Genomic DNA, 15,882 nt, shown 5'->3' on the forward strand with positions numbered 1-15,882 from the left:
GGTCCCCGCGGGCGTGACACCCGCGACGCGCCGGGCAGGCGAGGCGCTAAAGACCAAGCGGGCGGGGGCCCGCTCGGGCGCTACCGCTGCCAAGCGAAGGCGGTCTTGTCCAGCGTTTTCGTGCCGAACTGCTCGGTCGAGGATGCGACCGGTTGCCCCCCTAAGGCCCGGTAGAAGCCCACGGCATTCTCGTTTTCCGCGAGCGCCCACACCACCAGACCGTCGAGCCGGGCCAACGTCAGATCGCGCCGCGCCGCCGCGAACAGCCGCTGGCCGAAGCCGAGGCCCTGATACAACGGATGGAGGTATATTTCGTAGATCTCACCGCCATAGGGCAGGCTCTTGGCGCGGTTGCCACCATAGTTCACGTAGCCCGCGACATCCTCGCCCACCAGCAGCACCGAGAGGCGGCTGCCCCTGCGGATGGCAGCATCCCACCAGCGCGGCCCGCGCCGCTCGACCATGCGCTCCAGCTCGATGCCGGGGATGAGGCCGCGATAGGACGCGCGCCAGGCCGCGTCATGGACCGCCGCGATCGCCGCGGCGTCGGCGGGCTTGGCCCTGCGGATCTCGATGAGGCCGGTCGTCATCCCGTGATGGAAGCAAACCCTGCGCCTCCCTTCAAGCCCCCACCCCTGAGCGGGTCCGCACGGGGTCGATACGACGGCGTGCAATTCCCGCCGTTCCTGCCTAAATGGGGCAGCGTTCCCGTCTTTTCACACCGCAAGGAGCCGCGCGCCGCCCATGATCCGCTTCCTGCTCCGCTTCACCGGATTCTGGCTGCTGGCCGGGGGGTTCGTCGCGCTGATCGTCGACGGCACGCGGTCCATCGCCGCCTCGGCGCTCGCCTTCACTTCGGCCGGCGATGCGTGGTTCGCGCTGTCCCCGGGCAGCCTGGAACGGGCCGAGGCTTCCGCCCGCTCCGGCATGCCCACCCTGTGGAATTCGGTGCTCCTGCCGGCGCTGTCGCTGCCCGCCTTCGCGCTGCTGCTTCTGCTGGGGCTGATCTTCATGGGGATCGGCCGGGTGCGGGAGCGTTCGCGCTTCGAGATCAGCTGAGGCGCGGCCCCCCTCGCAGAAATCCCGGTCGCTCCCCATATTGGGGCTACGGCGCGGGCTAACACCCCGCGCCTCCCCAAAATCCGCGCTGCGCCCGGCGGGTTCGACGCCCCCGCGCAGCCCTCTGCGAGGAGCCCGCCATGTTCTGGCTGAAGAAGTCCCTCGATCTGCCCACCGCTGCCGAGGCCCTGCCCGGCCGCGCGACGCCCATCCCCACCGCCGCCGTGCATTTCGTGAACGGCCATGCCTTGAAGGGCCCCTACCCTGCCGGTTTCGAGACCGCGGTATTTGCCCTGGGCTGCTTCTGGGGCGCGGAGCGCAAGTTCTGGCAGCAGGAGGGTGTGTGGGCCACCGCGGTCGGCTATGTCGCTGGCCACACGCCCAATCCCACCTATGAGGAGGTCTGCTCGGGCCGCACCGGCCATACCGAGGCGGTGCTCGTGGTCTACGACCCGAAGGTGGTGTCCTTCGAAATGCTGCTGAAGGTGTTCTTCGAGGCCCACGATCCCACCCAGGGGATGCGGCAGGGCAACGATGTGGGCACGCAGTATCGCTCCGGCATCTATGCGACGGGTGCCGCGCAGCTCGCGCAGGCCGCGGCAGCAAACGCGGCCTATGGCGCGGAGCTGAAGGCGCGCGGCTTCCCCGCCATCACCACCGAGGTCCTGGAGCTCGGGCCGTTCTATTTTGCCGAGGACTATCACCAGCAGTACCTGGCGAAGAACCCTAACGGCTACTGCGGCCTCGGCGGCACGGGCGTGTCCTGCCCAATCGGGACGGGCGTTGCCGCCCAATAGCCGCGAGGCGGGCCTTACAGGACGGAAAACGGGGTGGCATCGCCCACCCCGTATTGCCATTCCCCACCCACCGGGTTTGAGTGGCGCCCCCTTCAACCGGCCGCACCCATGCCCCCAGCCCCGACCCGCCCCCTGATCGCCCGCGGACACACGCTCCAGTTCGGGCCCCGCACCCTCATCATGGGCATCCTCAACGTCACGCCGGATTCATTTTCCGACGGCGGGCTCAGCGCTGCGCCGCAGGATGCGCTCGGCAATGCACGGCGGCTGGTGAGCGAGGGCGCGGATATTCTGGACGTGGGCGGCGAATCGACGCGTCCCGGCCACACACCCGTGTCGGCGGAGGACGAGTGGGCCCGCATCGCCCCGGTGATCGGGCCGCTCGCCAGGGATGCCGGCGTCCCTGTGTCTGTGGATACCTGGAAGGCTGAGGTCGCCCGGCGCGCGCTCGATGACGGTGCCGCGATCGTGAACGACGTCTGGGGCTTCGCGCGTGACCCGGACATGGCGCGGGTTGTCGCGGATTACGACGCGGCAGCAATCGTGATGCACAACCGCGCCGAGGTGGACGGCAGCCTCGACATCGTCGCCGACATGCTGGCCTTCTTCGAGCGGGCGCTGGAGACGGCGGAGCGCGCCGGCGTGAAGCGTGATCGTATCGTGCTTGATCCCGGCATCGGCTTCGGCAAGACCTTCCCGCAGAATCTCTCGGCGGTGCGGCGCCTCGACGAGTTGCGCGTGCTCGGCCTTCCTCTGCTGCTCGGGACCTCGCGCAAATCGCTCATCGGCAAGGTGATCGAGACAACGCCACCGGAGCGCGTGCCAGGGACCATTGCCTCCAACGTCATCGGCATTCTTGCCGGGGTGGAGATCATCCGCGTCCACGACGTGGCAGCCCACGTGCAGGCCGCGCGCGTCACCGAGGCCATTCGGGACGCCTCATGACCATCGCCTATCTCTGCCTCGGCTCAAACGTCGGGAACCGGGCCGCCACCATGGCAGAGGCGCTGACGCGGCTGGCCGAGGCGGGCGTGGCCGTCGGCGCCCGCTCCTCGCTCTATGAGACGCCACCTTGGGGTCCAATCCCGCAGGGGCCGTATCTCAATCAGGTTGTGCAAGTCGACAGCCCGCTCGCCCCGCACGCCCTGCTGGAGTTGGCGCTGTCCGTCGAGCGGACGCTCGGGCGCGATCGTGCGCGCGAGGTGCGGTTCGGTCCGCGGCCCATCGACATCGACATTCTGCTTTTCGGGACCGAAAAGGTGGATCTGCCTGATCTGGAGATTCCGCATCCGCGGCTGATGGAGCGTGCCTTCGCGCTGGTGCCGCTCACGGAAATCGCACCGGATATCACCGTCTCAGGCGTGCGCGCGGCGGAAGCTCTCGCCGGGCTTGACCGCAGCGGCATCAAGAAAGTTGCGCCCGCCTCGTAATTCCTGACCTTCAAACGCAAAAATGCCCCGTGCCGCGCGGGCACGGGGCCGTCCTTGCAGGGGCTTCGTCACATGGTCCGGATGTTGGTGGACCAGGTATCGACCTGGCGCTTCACCTCGTCCTTGGCATAGCCGTAGCGTTCCTGCAGCTTCCCTTCGAGAACTTCGCGGTTCCCGTTGATTTCGGTGAGGTCGTCGTCGGTGAGCTTACCCCACTGGGCCTTGAGATTGCCCGTGAACTGCTTCCAATTGCCTTCGATGCGATCCCAGTTCATCGGCTCGTCCTCCGTGTGAGTGGAATGATGCGACAAGAACGTTCACCCTGGAGCCGGGGTTCCGCTAAAACGACGGCCGGAACGAGGGGACGGGCATGAGCGGCGCACGGCAGGACGACGAGCACCTCGCGGCGGGGGTCGCAAGAGGCGAGCGGGCAGCGCTGGCGCGGGCGATCACCCTCGTCGAGTCGCGGCGCGCCGATCACCGTCGTCGGGCCCAGGCGCTGCTCCAATCCCTGCTGCCGCGCACGGGCAATGCCTTCCGCGTTGGCATCACGGGGGTGCCGGGGGTGGGCAAGTCCACCACCATCGACGCCCTGGGCACCTATCTGACCGGACAGGGCCACAGGGTGGCGGTGCTGGCGGTGGACCCCTCCTCCACCCGCACCGGCGGATCCATCCTCGGTGACAAGACCCGCATGGCCCGCCTGTCGGTGGACCGCAACGCCTTCATCCGCCCGTCGCCCTCCGGCGGGACCCTCGGTGGCATCGCGGCCAAGACGCGCGAGACGATGCTTTTGTGCGAGGCCGCCGGCTTCGACGTGGTGCTGGTGGAGACGGTGGGCGTGGGGCAGTCGGAGACGGCCGTGGCCGACCTCACCGACACCTTCCTCGTCCTCATGCTGCCCGGGGCCGGGGATGAATTGCAGGGCATCAAGAAGGGCGTGCTGGAGCTCGCCGACATCGTCGCCGTCAACAAGGCGGACGGCGACAACATTACCCGCGCCCGCGCCGCGGCAGGGGAATATCGGGCAGCGCTGCACCTTCTGGGCGCCCGCGACGCCCATTGGTCGCCTCCGGTTCTGACCTATTCCGCGATGACGGGAGACGGCATTCCCGACGTGTGGGAACAGGTGCGGCTGCACCGGCAGAAATGCGAGGCTGCCGGCACCTTCGCGGCGACCCGGCAGGCCCAGCAGGTGCGCTGGATGTGGACGCTCCTCAACGAGCGCCTAGCCGAGAAGGTTGCCCACGATCCCGGCGTCAAGGCGCGCCTGCCGGAGCTGGAGAAGGAGGTCGCCGCCGGCACCCTCGCCCCGGCTCTGGCGGCGGCCGAGATCGCCGGCCTGATCGGGCTTTAGCGTGGCCGCGGCACATATCGATCAGGCCCCCGTCCGCAGGCCCCTGCGCATCCTGGTCTGCGCCTTCGGGCCTTTTCCGGGCGTGCCGGTGAACCCCTCCCAGCTGGCCGCAGCCGACCTGCTGCGGCTGCGGCGCCCGACCTTGGCCGGCATCGCGCTTCATTTCGAGGCCCTTCCCACCCGCTGGGATGCCCTCGCGCGGCTCGACACCCGCCTTGCCGAGCTTGCGCCGGACGCAGTCCTGCTCCTGGGCGTCGCCGCCCGTCGGCGGCGCATCTCCATCGAGCAGGTGGCGGAGAACGCCGCCCGTGCGGCCCCCGACGTCGCACGGCGGCACCCTGCAGCGCGCCGTCTCTCTGCGACCGCGCCCGGCCGTCTGGTTTCCGCCGTCGCGGGATCACCGCTTGCCGTCGCGCTCCGCAAGGCCGGCATCGCCGCGGCAAACTCCCAGGATGCCGGACGCTATCTGTGCAACGCCAGTTATTTCCATGCCCTCGACTGGGCGAGGCAACGGCCCGCCGCGCCGCCCGTGCTGTTCGTCCACCTGCCACGGCGCAACGGACGCCCCGCTGGAGTCTCCCGCGCGCTTCTGGCACGGGGGCTCTCCGCCGTGCTCATCGTCGTCGCGGCCGACGCACGGCGCGCGAACGACCACCGGAGAAAGAATCAGGCGCCGTCCACCTCGATCCGGTTGCGCCCCTGATTCTTGGCCCGATAGAGCGCGGCATCTGCCCGGCCCATGGCGTCTTGAATGCTCACGGCCGTGGTGTCGCGCACGGCGCAGATTCCCATGCTGACGGTGAGCGCGTGCAACTCGGGGTGGACCTCGGTCCACGCCTCCATGCGCACGATCTGCGCAATCTCCTCAGCGACGGCGAGGGATTCCGCGTTGCCGGCGTCGGGCAGCAGGATGGCGAATTCCTCGCCCCCGGTCCGTGCAGCGAGACCGGCCGACCGCTTGACAGCCTGGGTTGTCGCGGCGGCCAGGCGCCGCAGGCATTCGTCGCCGGCGGCATGGCCGAAGCGGTCGTTGACGCTCTTGAAATGATCGAGGTCGATGACGAGCAGCGCCACCGGCGTGCCGAGGCGGGCGCTGCGCTCCCATTCGGCCTTGATGGCGGCGTCGAAGCGGCGCCAATTGGCAAGGCCGGTGAGCCCATCGGTAGCGGCGATGGCCGAGAGCTCGTCGAGGGCGCGCTTCAGAGCGGCCTGCTGGCGCTTAAGCTCGGTGAGGTCGGAATGGGTGAAATAGCCAATACCCGAGGCACTGCGCCGTGCAATCACACGCCGCCAGCGCCCGCCCGGCAATTCCACTTCGAAAGGCGCTCCCGCGAAATTCAGATTGTCCTGCACGAAGCCGTCGGACCAGCGGTCCTGCTCGCCGGCCTTCTCCCAGGCGGCCCGCACGACGTCGGCAAGGGTCGAGCCGATGACGGAGCGCCCTTCCGGGACGTCGTACAGCAGGCGGAACTCGGCGTTGGTGGCAATGATGCGGTCGGCCTGGTCGAGCACCATGGCGCCGTCGGCGATGTGGTCGAGCAGGTCGATGGGGAAGGCGTCCCACCCGTCGGCCTTGGGTGCGTGCGCCGTGACCTGGAGCTGCTGCCACACCCTGGCGCGTTCGCCGCCGGGGGTCGGCATCGAGGCAACCTGCAGACGCCGGCCGCGATGGGTGAAGACGAAAGGACGGGACTGGGCGCGATGGCGGGCGACACCCTCGTCGATGTAGCGCTCGATATAGCAGCGCTCTTCGTTCGAAAGCCGGGCTTCATAGAAGCGGCGGAGATTTTCGCGATAGGGCTCTCCGTAGTGCACGTGGCCGGCGTGCTCGGGAAAGAAACGCAGGAATGCGTCGTTCCACATCACGGCGCGATCTTCGGCATCGAACAGGCAGAACGCGATGTCGATGGACTCCAGGAGCCTGCTGATGAAGCCGTAGATGTGTCGGTCCGGCACCCTTACGCTCCCCATCCGCGCCCTAAGGTTGCAAGCATATTTACCACTGCCGAGCAACAGCCAACATGCAAGACGGCAGCACCGACCCTTAATTCTTAAAGCCTATGGGTTTTCTTGAGCTTTCGTCCACCGGCTTCTCGCTTTATAGGCTCAGCCGTTTACCGCACCGCGAAAGTCGGCCCGTGACGCTGTATCTGCCCATTGCCGAGCTACCCGTCGCCATCTTCACGATCTTCGCGATGGGTCTGGCGGTCGGGTTCATCTCCGGCATGTTCGGGGTGGGCGGCGGATTTCTGATGACTCCCCTGCTCATCTTCACCGGCGTGCCCCCGGCCGTGGCGGTGGCGAGCGTCTCGCCTTACATGGCGGCCTCCTCCTTTTCCGGCGCCCTTTCCTACTGGCGCAAGGGCATGGTGGATTTGCCGCTGGCCGGCGTGCTTCTGACCGGCGGCCTTGCCGGCACCGTCAGCGGCGTGCTGCTTTTCCTTTTCCTGCGCACCATCGGGCAGGTGGACCTTGCCATCCGCCTGTCCTACACGCTGCTTCTGGGCACAATCGGCACGCTGATGCTCACCGAAAGCGTGCGCGCCATCGCCCGCGCTCAGCGCGGCCAGACTCCAGAGGTGCGTCGCCCCGGCATGCGCGCCGCCTTCATGCGATTGCCGCTGAAGATGCGCTTCCGCCGATCGCGCATCTATGTCTCGGTGATCCCCGTGGTGGTCATCGGCTTCGTGATCGGCCTGCTGGGCGCTGTGCTGGGCGTCGGCGGCGGCTTCATCCTCGTGCCTGCGCTCATCTATCTGCTGCGCGTGCCGACCCAGACCTCGGTCGGCACCTCCCTTGTGCTCACCCTCGTCACCATGGCCGCAGCCACCGTGCTCCACGCCGTCGCCAACGGCACGGTGGATGCTGTGCTGGCGCTGGTGCTCATGGTGGGCGGCACGCTGGGCGCCCAGTTCGGTGCGCGGACCGGCCAGACCCTGAAGGCTGAACATCTGCGCCTGCTGCTGGGCCTGCTCGTGCTCTCGGTGGCGGTGCGGGTGGGCGCCGAACTGGTGACGGCGCCCGGCGACATCTTCGCCGTCACGTCGGTGGAGTCGGTCCAATGATCGCGGGACGGCTGCGCGCCATCCTCGCCCGCGGCCTGCCCGCGCTCTTCGCCGGCCTCCTGATCGCCGAAGGCTGCGGCGCGGCGCGCGCAGATCGCCTCGTCGTCTCCATCTCCCAGCCCCAGGTACGGATCACGTCGAGCTTCACCGGCGCCGACCTGGTGGTGTTCGGCGTCGCCGAGACCAGCGAGGAAGGGCCGGCACCGGACGTGGTCGTCACCGTGCGGGGCCCCCGGGAAGATTTCACCACCTGGCGCAAATCGCGCGTGCTCGGCCTCTGGCTCAATTCCGATAGCCGCACCTTTCTGGAGGTGCCGGCATTCCTCGCGGTACTGACCAACCGTCCAGCGGAAGAAATGGCGACGGCCCAGACGCTGCGGGTTGAGCAGATCGGCCTCGCTCGCAACATCCTCGTCCAGCGGGTGGGACCCGACTATGCGGATGTCGTTCCCACAGACCCGTTCCGGCTCGCTTTCTTGCGGATACAGGGCGGCCAGGGCTTCTATGCGGAAGATCCCAGGGGGGTGACCTTTCTCGCGCCGCGGGTGTTCCGCGCCGAGGTCCGCATTCCCGGCACGGCCCCCATCGGCACCTATCAGGTGGTGGTCAAGCTGCTGCGCAACGGCGAGCTCACGGCAGAGCAAACCACCACGTTCGACGTTCAGAAGATCGGCTTCGAGCAACGGATAGCAGAATTCGCCCTACACGACGGACTGCTGTATGGACTGCTTGTGGCTTTGGGCAGTCTCGGGGTGGGATTCCTCGGCAACCTCCTCCTTCGCAAGGAATGAGTGGTAGATCGAGTAGCGCTAACGCTACGGCCGACCAACCTGCGCGTGAAAACCCGACGGACTTGAATACCGACTTGTCGGTGTGCCAAAATTTTGTGCACTTTTTTCTTGAAAATGCTTTGTCCAGCGTTCAAACATGAGACAAGAGCGTAAGTAGACAAATACCTTCCACGGGGCGGCTCGCGGCGCAGGTGCGTTGCGGCTCTGATGGGTATGCTTCGGGTGCCAAGCCCTGACCGGCGCCCGTAGGGAACGGGGTGGCGCTCACGCGCCGCCCCGGAACCCCCTTCGCCGTCGAGACGCAACGGCTCCCGCGGATCCACGCCGGCATTGCCCGGCACGCCAGATCATCCCTACCCCCATGATCGGTCCTGCTTCGCGTCGGGTCGGGCTGGCGAAGGCTTGCACCATCGGCGACTTCCCTCCCGGACGGGTTCCGCTTAGAGACGTTCCCACGGGGCCGCCGGTCCCGCGTGCGGACATCAGCCGGTGGCCCTCGGGCCGCCCGGAGGGGAGAAGACCGTGGCCGGGAGCATAGCCATCACCGTCGAAGGCGGCATCGCGCGCCTCGTCCTCACCAATCCGGAACGCCGCAACGCCATTTCCAGCACCATGTGGCGGGCGCTGAGCGCTTTCGCGCACGACGCGCCCCGGCGCAGCGACATCCGGGTCGCCGTGCTGCGCGGCGCCGGTGATCTCGCCTTCTCCGGCGGCGCCGACATCTCCGACTTCGACACGGCGCGATCCGACGCCTCCGGCGCCCAGAGCTATGACGATCTTGTCGAGCAGGCCTGCTCGGCGCTGGAGGGTCTTCCCTTCCCAACAGTCGCCTTCGTGCGTGGGGCGTGCGTGGGCGCCGGGGCGGCGCTGGCGGCGAGTTGCGACATGCGCATCGCCGGCGACGACGCTTTCTTCGCCATCCCCGCTGCCCGGCTCGGCCTCGGCTACGATCCGCGCGGCATGGCGCGGGTGCTGCGCACGTTCGGCAGCCAGGGGGCACGCCAATTGTTCTTCACCGCCGATCGCCTGCCGGCCCCCCGCGCCCACGCGCTCGGCGCCGTGGACCTGCTTGCCCCTGCCGAAGAGGCCGAGGCCCTTGCCGACCGGACGCTGGCCCGCATCGCCGAGAACGCACCGCTGACTCTCAAGGCCGCCAAGCTGGCCATCCGGGCCAGCGAAAGCGGCGCACCGCCGCTGCTGGCTGAGGCGAAGCGCGCGACCGCCCTTGCCAACGGCAGCGCCGACTATCGCGAGGGCCGCCAGGCCTTCGCGGAGAAGCGCGCGCCGCGCTTCTCCGGCGCCTGAGCACGGCGTCGGCACCTCGCCGATCGCCTTTTTGCGCGCGTGGACAGAGCGTCCGCCCGCCTATATGTTCCGCCGCCGCGTTGGGGCGTAGCCAAGTGGTAAGGCAGGGGATTTTGATTCCCCCATTCCCTGGTTCGAATCCAGGCGCCCCAGCCAGTTTCCGTTTTCTCTCCACGCAGCCGGGCCAGCTCAAACCGCCATGCTGCGGGGGGCCTGCTCCTCGGCGGCCACCGTGCGATTGCGGCCTTTTCGCTTGGCGTCGTAAAGCGCGCGGTCCGCGCGCTCGATGACGTCCGCGACGTCTCGGTCCTGATCGTTGCCGATCGCCACGCCCACGCTGACGGTGACGCTCAAGGGCGACCCGCCAAGGGCGATGGGGGTGCCGGCAATCGTTTCACGGATCCGCTCGCCGAGCGCGAAGGCATCGGCCGCGTCCCTCCCCTCGGCAAGGACGATGAACTCCTCGCCGCCGAAGCGAGCCGCAGAATCCCCCTGGCGAACCTGGCCCGCGATGATGGAGCCGATGGCGCAGATGACCTTGTCGCCGATGGCATGGCCGTGCTGGTCATTGATGTGCTTGAAATGGTCGATGTCGACCATGCAGATGTTGGGAGGCCTGGCGTTCCCGCTGTTGAACATGTCCATGGCTCGCTCGGCTGCCGGCAGGAAGCCGCGCCGGTTCAGCAGGCCCGTCATCGTATCGGTCCGGGCCAATTGCTGGAGGGCGTCCATATCCTGGCGAGCGCGACGCCGGAACTCTTCGGACTTGCCCGCCTCCTCCGCCGCGGCCTTGCGGGCCTCCCGCTCGCCTTCCTCGGCGAGGTCCACGCGCCGCAGGAGCGAGCGGATTGCGGAGGAGAGCTGGAATACATCCCTGGAGCCGCGTTGCCAGGGGATCGTCCGCGCATTCTTGTCCCGCCCGATCAGGTCCAGGTTTTGGGTCAGTTTCTCCAGCGGTCGCATCGTACGGCCCACCAGCCCGCGCGCCAGCAGCGCGGCGGCGACCGCCACGGCCGATCCGACGATGATGATCAGGAGGAACAGATTGTTGGCCGGCCCGAGAACGGCAGAAAGCGGCTTCTGCGCCACCACGATCCATCCCATCCCCGGATAGTCTCCCATTCCCGTGGTTGGAGCCAGAGACCTCAGTTCCGCCTGATGGTCCTCTGACACAACAAGGAGGGTTTGGCCGGCCCGCATGCCCTCGATCTGCTCTGCGGAAAGCGGCGCGGAATTGGGCGGACCGATCAATACATTTCCCATGCGCCCGAAGACCAGCAGCTCAGGCCGCGTTTCGGCGAGATGGTGGCTGAGGACCAACTCCCGCATGCGATCGGCCCAGGTCCAGCTCAGGTGCGCGCCCAGGACACCCAGCAGCGCACCGCTCTCGGCGTAGACTGGAACGGCGACATCCACGAAACGGAACGGAGCCTCATCGGGAGATTTCCGCAGCAGCTGATCCAGCAATTTCGCATCGTGGACGTCTTCGACTGCGGGGCCCTTTAGTCCGTTGACGAACCACGGGCGCTGGGCGACGGAGACGCCTTCCAAGAGGCCGTTGGTGGCGGCGCGCACGATGCCGTCGGGGCCGGCGAAGCCGATCCAGGCATAGTCGGGAAGGCTGGACTGGATCTGCGCCAGGATGGCCCGAACGCCCGCCGGGCTTTCCGTCCAGGTCGGTTTGAGCGCGGCAAGGCCAGCGATGTTGCGGATTTCGCGATAGCGCTCGAACATGTGCTGGTCGAGACGACTGGCCATCGTGGCGGCGAGCGTGGCCAAACGCTCCTGCGCATCCTCCGCGGCCTGCCGTCGCGCGAGCATGCCTCCCGAGATGGCGACGGCCAGGGCTGTCGTTATGCACAGCAGGGCAGCGAACATGGTCGTCTGCTGCCTGACCGACAGCCGGTCCCTGAGCTTGGCGAACTTCTCTTTCACAACCGCGCCTGCCATCCGCTAGGTAAGCGTGGCATTTAAGCGCATCGCCAAGGTCGACGCAGCCCCATTCCGCCTGGTTCACCGATTTGCGTCTGATTGCAAGCGGGGCAACCTTCGCGCCGTGAGCGCCGTGAGCGCGGTCGCGCATTTGCCCGTCGGGTCCTCGTCAACCGCCGGCCGGGGCCCGTCAGCAGATGGCGAGGTCTGAGTTGGGAATGTCCGTCAGCAGCATATAGCCGGGAGCATGGGTGATGCAGAAATCCGGCATGCTGGCGGCGATCACCGATTGAGGGGTAACGCCGCAGGCCCAGAAGACCGGAATTTCCCCGGGGCGGATTTCCACCGGGTCGCCGTAGTCCGGCTTGCCGATGTCCTTGATGCCGACGAGGCTGGGATCGCCAATATGCATCGGCCCGCCGTGCACGGACGGGAAGCGCGCGGTCACCTGGGCGGCGCGGATCGCGTCCTTCGGTGAAAGCGGGCGCATTGACATGACCAGCGGGCCGGAGAAGCGGCCTGCGGGCGTCGTGGCAATGCTGGTCCGATACATGGGAACGTTGCAGCATTGCTCGATGTGGCGCACCGGCAGGCCCGCCGCCAGCATGGCTTCCTCGAACGAGAACGAGCAGCCAATGGCGAACGTGACGAGGTCGTCGCGCCAGTACTGGCTGACGTCCGTCACTTCCGCGACCAGCTTGCCCTTCTCCCACACCCGGTAGCGCGGCACATCGGTGCGGATGTCGAGGTCGTGGCCGAGCAGCGGCAGCATGGGGTCACCCACCTCCGACACGCCCACGAGCGGGCACGGCTTGGGATTGCGCTGGCAGAACAGCAGGAAATCATAGGCAAGATCGCGCGGCAGGATGGCGAGGTTCGCCTGCACGTAGCCGGGCGCGACATTGGCCGTCGGGGCGTCCAGGACGCCGGAGCGGGCGGCAAGGCGGGCGGCATAGGGGGTGGGATAAGCGTGGGTTTGCATGTTGACCTCGGGACAAGCCGTCGCCGTCGCCGCCGGTCCTGCCGGCAGGTTGCGAAGGAGCGGGAGGGAACGGCCGGCCCGCGTCTTTCGGGCGGACCGGGACAGGGGTGACGCCGCGCTACGAGAAGATCCGCGGCAACAGAAGGCACAGGTCCGGAAACAGGCTGATGAGGACCAGCAGCAGACCCATGGCGAGGACGAACGGGACGCTCCCGACGATCACGGCGCCCATGGAGCCGCTCTTGCGCAGGCTCTGCACCACGAACAGGTTCAGGCCCACAGGCGGCGTGATGAGCGCGGCCTCTACCAGGATGATGATGAGAATACCCAGCCAGATCGGATCATAGCCGAGCGCGAACATGATGGGAGCAACGATGGGAATGGTGGTGATCATCATGGAGAGCGTCTCCATGAAGCAGCCGAGGATCAGGTAGAAGATCACGATCATCACCAACATCTGCGTCGGCGACAGTCCAAGGCCGGAGATCGAGCCCACCACCGCGTCCGTGACGCCGGTGGCCGACATCACGAAGTTCAGAAAGCCGGCGGCGATGATGATCAGCATGATCATCGCGCTCGCCTTCATGGTGCCTTCCACCGCTTCCCGCAGCATGGAGAGGCTGAGGCGCCCGAACCATGCGGCAAGGATCAGCGCCCCGGAGACGCCCAGAGCGGCAGCCTCCGTGGGCGTGGCGAGGCCGGCATAGATGGATCCGACCACCAGCAAGAAGATGCCGAGCGGCGGGGCAAGATGCACCAGAGACCGCAGCCGCTCGCCCCAGGTCGCCGTCACCCGCTGTCCGCCCCAGGCGGGTTTGGCGATGCAGGCGATGATGATCGTGACCATGAACAGGCCCGCCAGCAGCAGGCCCGGGATGATGCCTGCAAGATAGAGCTTGGGCACCGAGGAATTGGTCAGCACGCCATAGATGACGAGATTGATGGAGGGCGGGATGAGAATGCCCAGCGTTCCGCCGGCCGCGAGGCTCCCGAGGAACAAAGGTTCATTATAGCCATAGCGCTTGATCTGGGGGATCGAGACGGTGCCCACGGTGGCAGCCGTCGCGACGCTGGAGCCGGAGGTCGCGGCGAACAGCGCCGAGGCCCCGATATTGGCATGCATCAGGCCGCCGGGCAGCCACGACAGCCAGAGGCTCATGGCACTGTACATGCGCTCGGCAAACCCGGCGCGGAGCAGGACCTCGCCGAGCAGGATGAACAGCGGGATGGCGACCAGCAGGAATTCGTTGTTGGTGCTCCACGCCAGCTCCCCCATGGCCCGCGTCAGCGGCAGGAAGGAATAGAGCGGGTCAAGGATGAGGCCGAGCACGCCCAGCGCCGCGCCCACCGGAATGGAGAGGCCGATCAGCACCAGGAGGAGGATGAGGGTCGTGGCGATCATGCCTGCTCCCCCTTCACCATCCGCTCGCCGGCGGCGGCTTCCTCTTCGGCCTCTTCCTCGGCGGACCGCACTCCGGCCAGCGCCTTGACGGTGTCGATGTCGCCGGTGACCAGCGCAACCGACGCCCGCAGCAGCATCAGCGCGAGCACGACGCACATGAAGATCAGGCCGATGAACCACAGGCCCTGGGGGATCCACAGGGGGGTGGCGAGCGGCGTGTTGGCATGGGAGTTCTGGACGATGGAAGCGGCCACCACGTCATAGGCATAATAGGTCAGAAAGCCCATGAAGGTGCCGAGCGATACGATCGAGATCCAGTCCAGTACTGCAGAAATCCGAACCGGCAAGTATTGATAGATTACATCCACGCGCACATTTGCCCGCTGAAGCGTCGCGAAGGCGAGGGACCAGGTGGTGGAAATGGCGAAGGCATAGCTCGACAGCTCGTCCGCCCCGCCGATGGGACGGCCCAAGAACTTCCGGGCCAGCACGTCGAGCGTGATGAACAGCACGCTCGCGATGGTCAACGCGCCGCCGACCCAGACCGCAGAGCGGGCGAGAGTCTCGGCGAGGCGTGTCATGGCCGTCAGCACGGGAGGTGCGGAATAGCGCGTCATGTTTCTCGTTCCCGGAAGGAGGCGGGAGAGGCATCACCCCCGCGAGGGGCGGGCCGCACGATGCGCGGCCCGCCATCGGCGTTTACTTCTTGGCGGTCAGGTCGAGATCCTTGCCGATGGTGGCGTTGAACGCCGCCACGCAGTCGGCCGAGCAGCGGGCCGCCCACTTGGGCAGGATCTGCTCCTGGAACACCTTCTTCAGCTGCGCACGGTCGGCATCGGTCGGCTCCACCAACACCATCTTGCCCTTCACCTCATAAGGGCAGGCGGCCGCACCGGTGTTGCAGTCGAAGCCGGTGAGGGTCTGCTTGGCGGCAGCGCTCCACATCTGGTCCATGAGGCCGGCGATGCTCTCCTTCAGGAAAGCCTGGACCTTGGGATCGAGCTTCTGCCAAGCCTTTTCATTGACCGCGTGGATCTGCTGGTTCCAGTTGATCGGCAGGGCGAGGAGATGGGTTGAGACCTCATACCATTTGGCCGAATAGCCCGAGAGCGAGCCGGTGATGGCGCAGTCCACCACCTTGTTCTGAAGCGCCGGCACCACTTCCCCGAACGCCATGGTGACACTGGAGCCGCCGAAGGCTTCAACGAACTCGGCCTGGGTGCGCGAGGAAGTGCGGACCTTCTTGCCCTTCAGGTCGGAGAGGCCCTTGATATCCGCATTGCAGAACAGAACCTGCGCCGGATAGGGAGAAATGCCGAGCAGGCGCACGTTGGAGCCGTCGCCATAGGTCTTGGCGAGGACCGGCTCGAAGTCGGCAGTCACCGCGCGCGCGGTCTTGGCGTCGGGTGCGAGGCCGGCGAGGTCGATGGTCTCGTTGATGGGGTTGTCGGAGGCGAAATAGGACAACGTTGCCGTGCCGAATTCCACCACGCCCTGGCTCATCAGACGCAACAGTTCCGGCCCCTTCAGGCCCATCTCGTTGAAGCCCTTGATCTCGGCCGTGATCTGGCCCTTGGAGGCTTCCGGAATGGTCTTGGTCCAGAACGGCTTTTCATAGTCCTGGTAAGCCGTGAGGTTGGAGAGGCCGCCGACCACCTTGAGCTGGGTCTTGGGCAGTTCCTGAGCCGTTGCAGCCGAGGCGACGGCAAGGGCCGCGATGGAAATCATCAAGCGCTTCATGTTCAAATTCCTCTGGTTGTGC

Annotated in this window: 17 protein-coding genes and 1 tRNA gene; 10 read left to right on the top strand and 8 right to left on the bottom strand. The window is 67.1% G+C overall.

Annotation, left to right across the window (positions count from 1 at the left end; translation table 11 throughout):
- Positions 1–80: 80 nt before the first annotated feature.
- Positions 81–590: a GNAT family N-acetyltransferase gene (locus ABLE93_RS05220; protein ID WP_348838374.1), complete on the bottom strand. Its 510-nt coding sequence runs from the start codon at positions 588–590 to the stop codon at positions 81–83.
- 154 nt (positions 591–744) lie between these two features.
- Between ABLE93_RS05220 and ABLE93_RS05225 the strand changes: the two genes are divergently transcribed.
- From ABLE93_RS05225 to folK, 4 genes are all read left to right on the top strand, one after another.
- Entirely contained in the window at positions 745–1,059 is a 315-nt protein-coding gene (locus ABLE93_RS05225; RefSeq protein ID WP_348838376.1) for a hypothetical protein, read from the top strand.
- Between the two features lie 140 nt (positions 1,060–1,199).
- Entirely contained in the window at positions 1,200–1,856 is a 657-nt protein-coding gene (msrA, locus tag ABLE93_RS05230) for a peptide-methionine (S)-S-oxide reductase MsrA (protein WP_348838377.1), read from the top strand.
- 108 nt (positions 1,857–1,964) lie between these two features.
- Positions 1,965–2,801, top strand: coding sequence for a dihydropteroate synthase (folP, locus tag ABLE93_RS05235; RefSeq protein ID WP_348838379.1), 837 nt, complete (start codon positions 1,965–1,967; stop codon positions 2,799–2,801).
- On the top strand, positions 2,798–3,286 hold the full coding sequence (gene folK / locus ABLE93_RS05240) for a 2-amino-4-hydroxy-6-hydroxymethyldihydropteridine diphosphokinase (protein ID WP_348838381.1): 489 nt from the start codon (positions 2,798–2,800) through the stop codon (positions 3,284–3,286). The genes folP and folK overlap by 4 nt, the downstream gene beginning before the upstream one ends.
- Positions 3,287–3,354: 68 nt before the next feature.
- Here folK and ABLE93_RS05245 read toward each other — a convergent pair whose 3' ends face one another.
- On the bottom strand, positions 3,355–3,561 hold the full coding sequence (locus ABLE93_RS05245) for a CsbD family protein (RefSeq protein ID WP_168457651.1): 207 nt from the start codon (positions 3,559–3,561) through the stop codon (positions 3,355–3,357).
- Between the two features lie 95 nt (positions 3,562–3,656).
- Between ABLE93_RS05245 and meaB the strand changes: the two genes are divergently transcribed.
- Both meaB and ABLE93_RS05255 read left to right on the top strand, forming a co-directional pair.
- Positions 3,657–4,643 (top strand): methylmalonyl Co-A mutase-associated GTPase MeaB, encoded by a 987-nt coding sequence (gene meaB, locus ABLE93_RS05250; RefSeq protein WP_348838384.1) that lies wholly within the window; start codon positions 3,657–3,659, stop codon positions 4,641–4,643.
- A 1-nt stretch (position 4,644) separates the two neighbouring features.
- A complete protein-coding gene (locus tag ABLE93_RS05255) occupies positions 4,645–5,346 on the top strand; it encodes a pyroglutamyl-peptidase I (protein ID WP_348838387.1) in 702 nt (233 codons plus the stop codon).
- Here the strand turns inward: ABLE93_RS05255 and ABLE93_RS05260 are convergent.
- Positions 5,310–6,599: a GGDEF domain-containing protein gene (locus ABLE93_RS05260; RefSeq protein WP_348838389.1), complete on the bottom strand. Its 1,290-nt coding sequence runs from the start codon at positions 6,597–6,599 to the stop codon at positions 5,310–5,312. The two genes, ABLE93_RS05255 and ABLE93_RS05260, sit on opposite strands and share 37 nt — an antisense overlap.
- Before the next feature lie 182 nt (positions 6,600–6,781).
- Here ABLE93_RS05260 and ABLE93_RS05265 point away from each other — a divergent pair, with 182 nt between their 5' ends.
- The 4 genes from ABLE93_RS05265 to ABLE93_RS05280 all read left to right on the top strand — a co-directional run bounded on the left by ABLE93_RS05265 (position 6,782) and on the right by ABLE93_RS05280 (position 9,960).
- Positions 6,782–7,708, top strand: a complete 927-nt coding sequence (locus ABLE93_RS05265; protein WP_348838390.1) for a sulfite exporter TauE/SafE family protein — start codon at positions 6,782–6,784, stop codon at positions 7,706–7,708.
- Complete coding sequence (locus tag ABLE93_RS05270) at positions 7,705–8,499, top strand: TIGR02186 family protein (protein ID WP_348838392.1); 795 nt, start codon at positions 7,705–7,707, stop codon at positions 8,497–8,499. The genes ABLE93_RS05265 and ABLE93_RS05270 overlap by 4 nt, the downstream gene beginning before the upstream one ends.
- Positions 8,500–9,021: 522 nt before the next feature.
- Entirely contained in the window at positions 9,022–9,804 is a 783-nt protein-coding gene (locus ABLE93_RS05275; RefSeq protein ID WP_348838393.1) for an enoyl-CoA hydratase-related protein, read from the top strand.
- A gap of 81 nt (positions 9,805–9,885) precedes the next feature.
- Positions 9,886–9,960, top strand: a tRNA-Gln gene (locus ABLE93_RS05280).
- A gap of 33 nt (positions 9,961–9,993) precedes the next feature.
- Here the strand turns inward: ABLE93_RS05280 and ABLE93_RS05285 are convergent.
- The 5 genes from ABLE93_RS05285 to ABLE93_RS05305 form a co-directional block, all read right to left on the bottom strand.
- Positions 9,994–11,739, bottom strand: a complete 1,746-nt coding sequence (locus ABLE93_RS05285; RefSeq protein ID WP_348838394.1) for a sensor domain-containing diguanylate cyclase — start codon at positions 11,737–11,739, stop codon at positions 9,994–9,996.
- A 187-nt stretch (positions 11,740–11,926) separates the two neighbouring features.
- Positions 11,927–12,718 carry a putative hydro-lyase gene (locus ABLE93_RS05290; protein WP_348838397.1) on the bottom strand — a complete coding sequence of 264 codons (792 nt, stop codon included), beginning with the start codon at positions 12,716–12,718 and terminating at the stop codon, positions 11,927–11,929.
- Between the two features lie 118 nt (positions 12,719–12,836).
- On the bottom strand, positions 12,837–14,120 hold the full coding sequence (locus ABLE93_RS05295) for a TRAP transporter large permease (protein ID WP_348838400.1): 1,284 nt from the start codon (positions 14,118–14,120) through the stop codon (positions 12,837–12,839).
- The gene (locus ABLE93_RS05300; RefSeq protein ID WP_348838403.1) at positions 14,117–14,737 is read right to left on the bottom strand and encodes a TRAP transporter small permease subunit; all 621 of its coding nucleotides are present in this window, start codon (positions 14,735–14,737) and stop codon (positions 14,117–14,119) included. Before ABLE93_RS05300 ends, ABLE93_RS05295 begins: the two co-directional genes overlap by 4 nt.
- Before the next feature lie 82 nt (positions 14,738–14,819).
- The gene (locus ABLE93_RS05305; protein ID WP_348838404.1) at positions 14,820–15,860 is read right to left on the bottom strand and encodes a TRAP transporter substrate-binding protein; all 1,041 of its coding nucleotides are present in this window, start codon (positions 15,858–15,860) and stop codon (positions 14,820–14,822) included.
- Between the last annotated feature and the right edge of the window lie 22 nt (positions 15,861–15,882).

It is taken from the genome of Xanthobacter pollutisoli (assembly GCF_040044995.1).
In the GTDB taxonomy this organism is placed as follows: domain Bacteria; phylum Pseudomonadota; class Alphaproteobacteria; order Rhizobiales; family Xanthobacteraceae; genus Xanthobacter.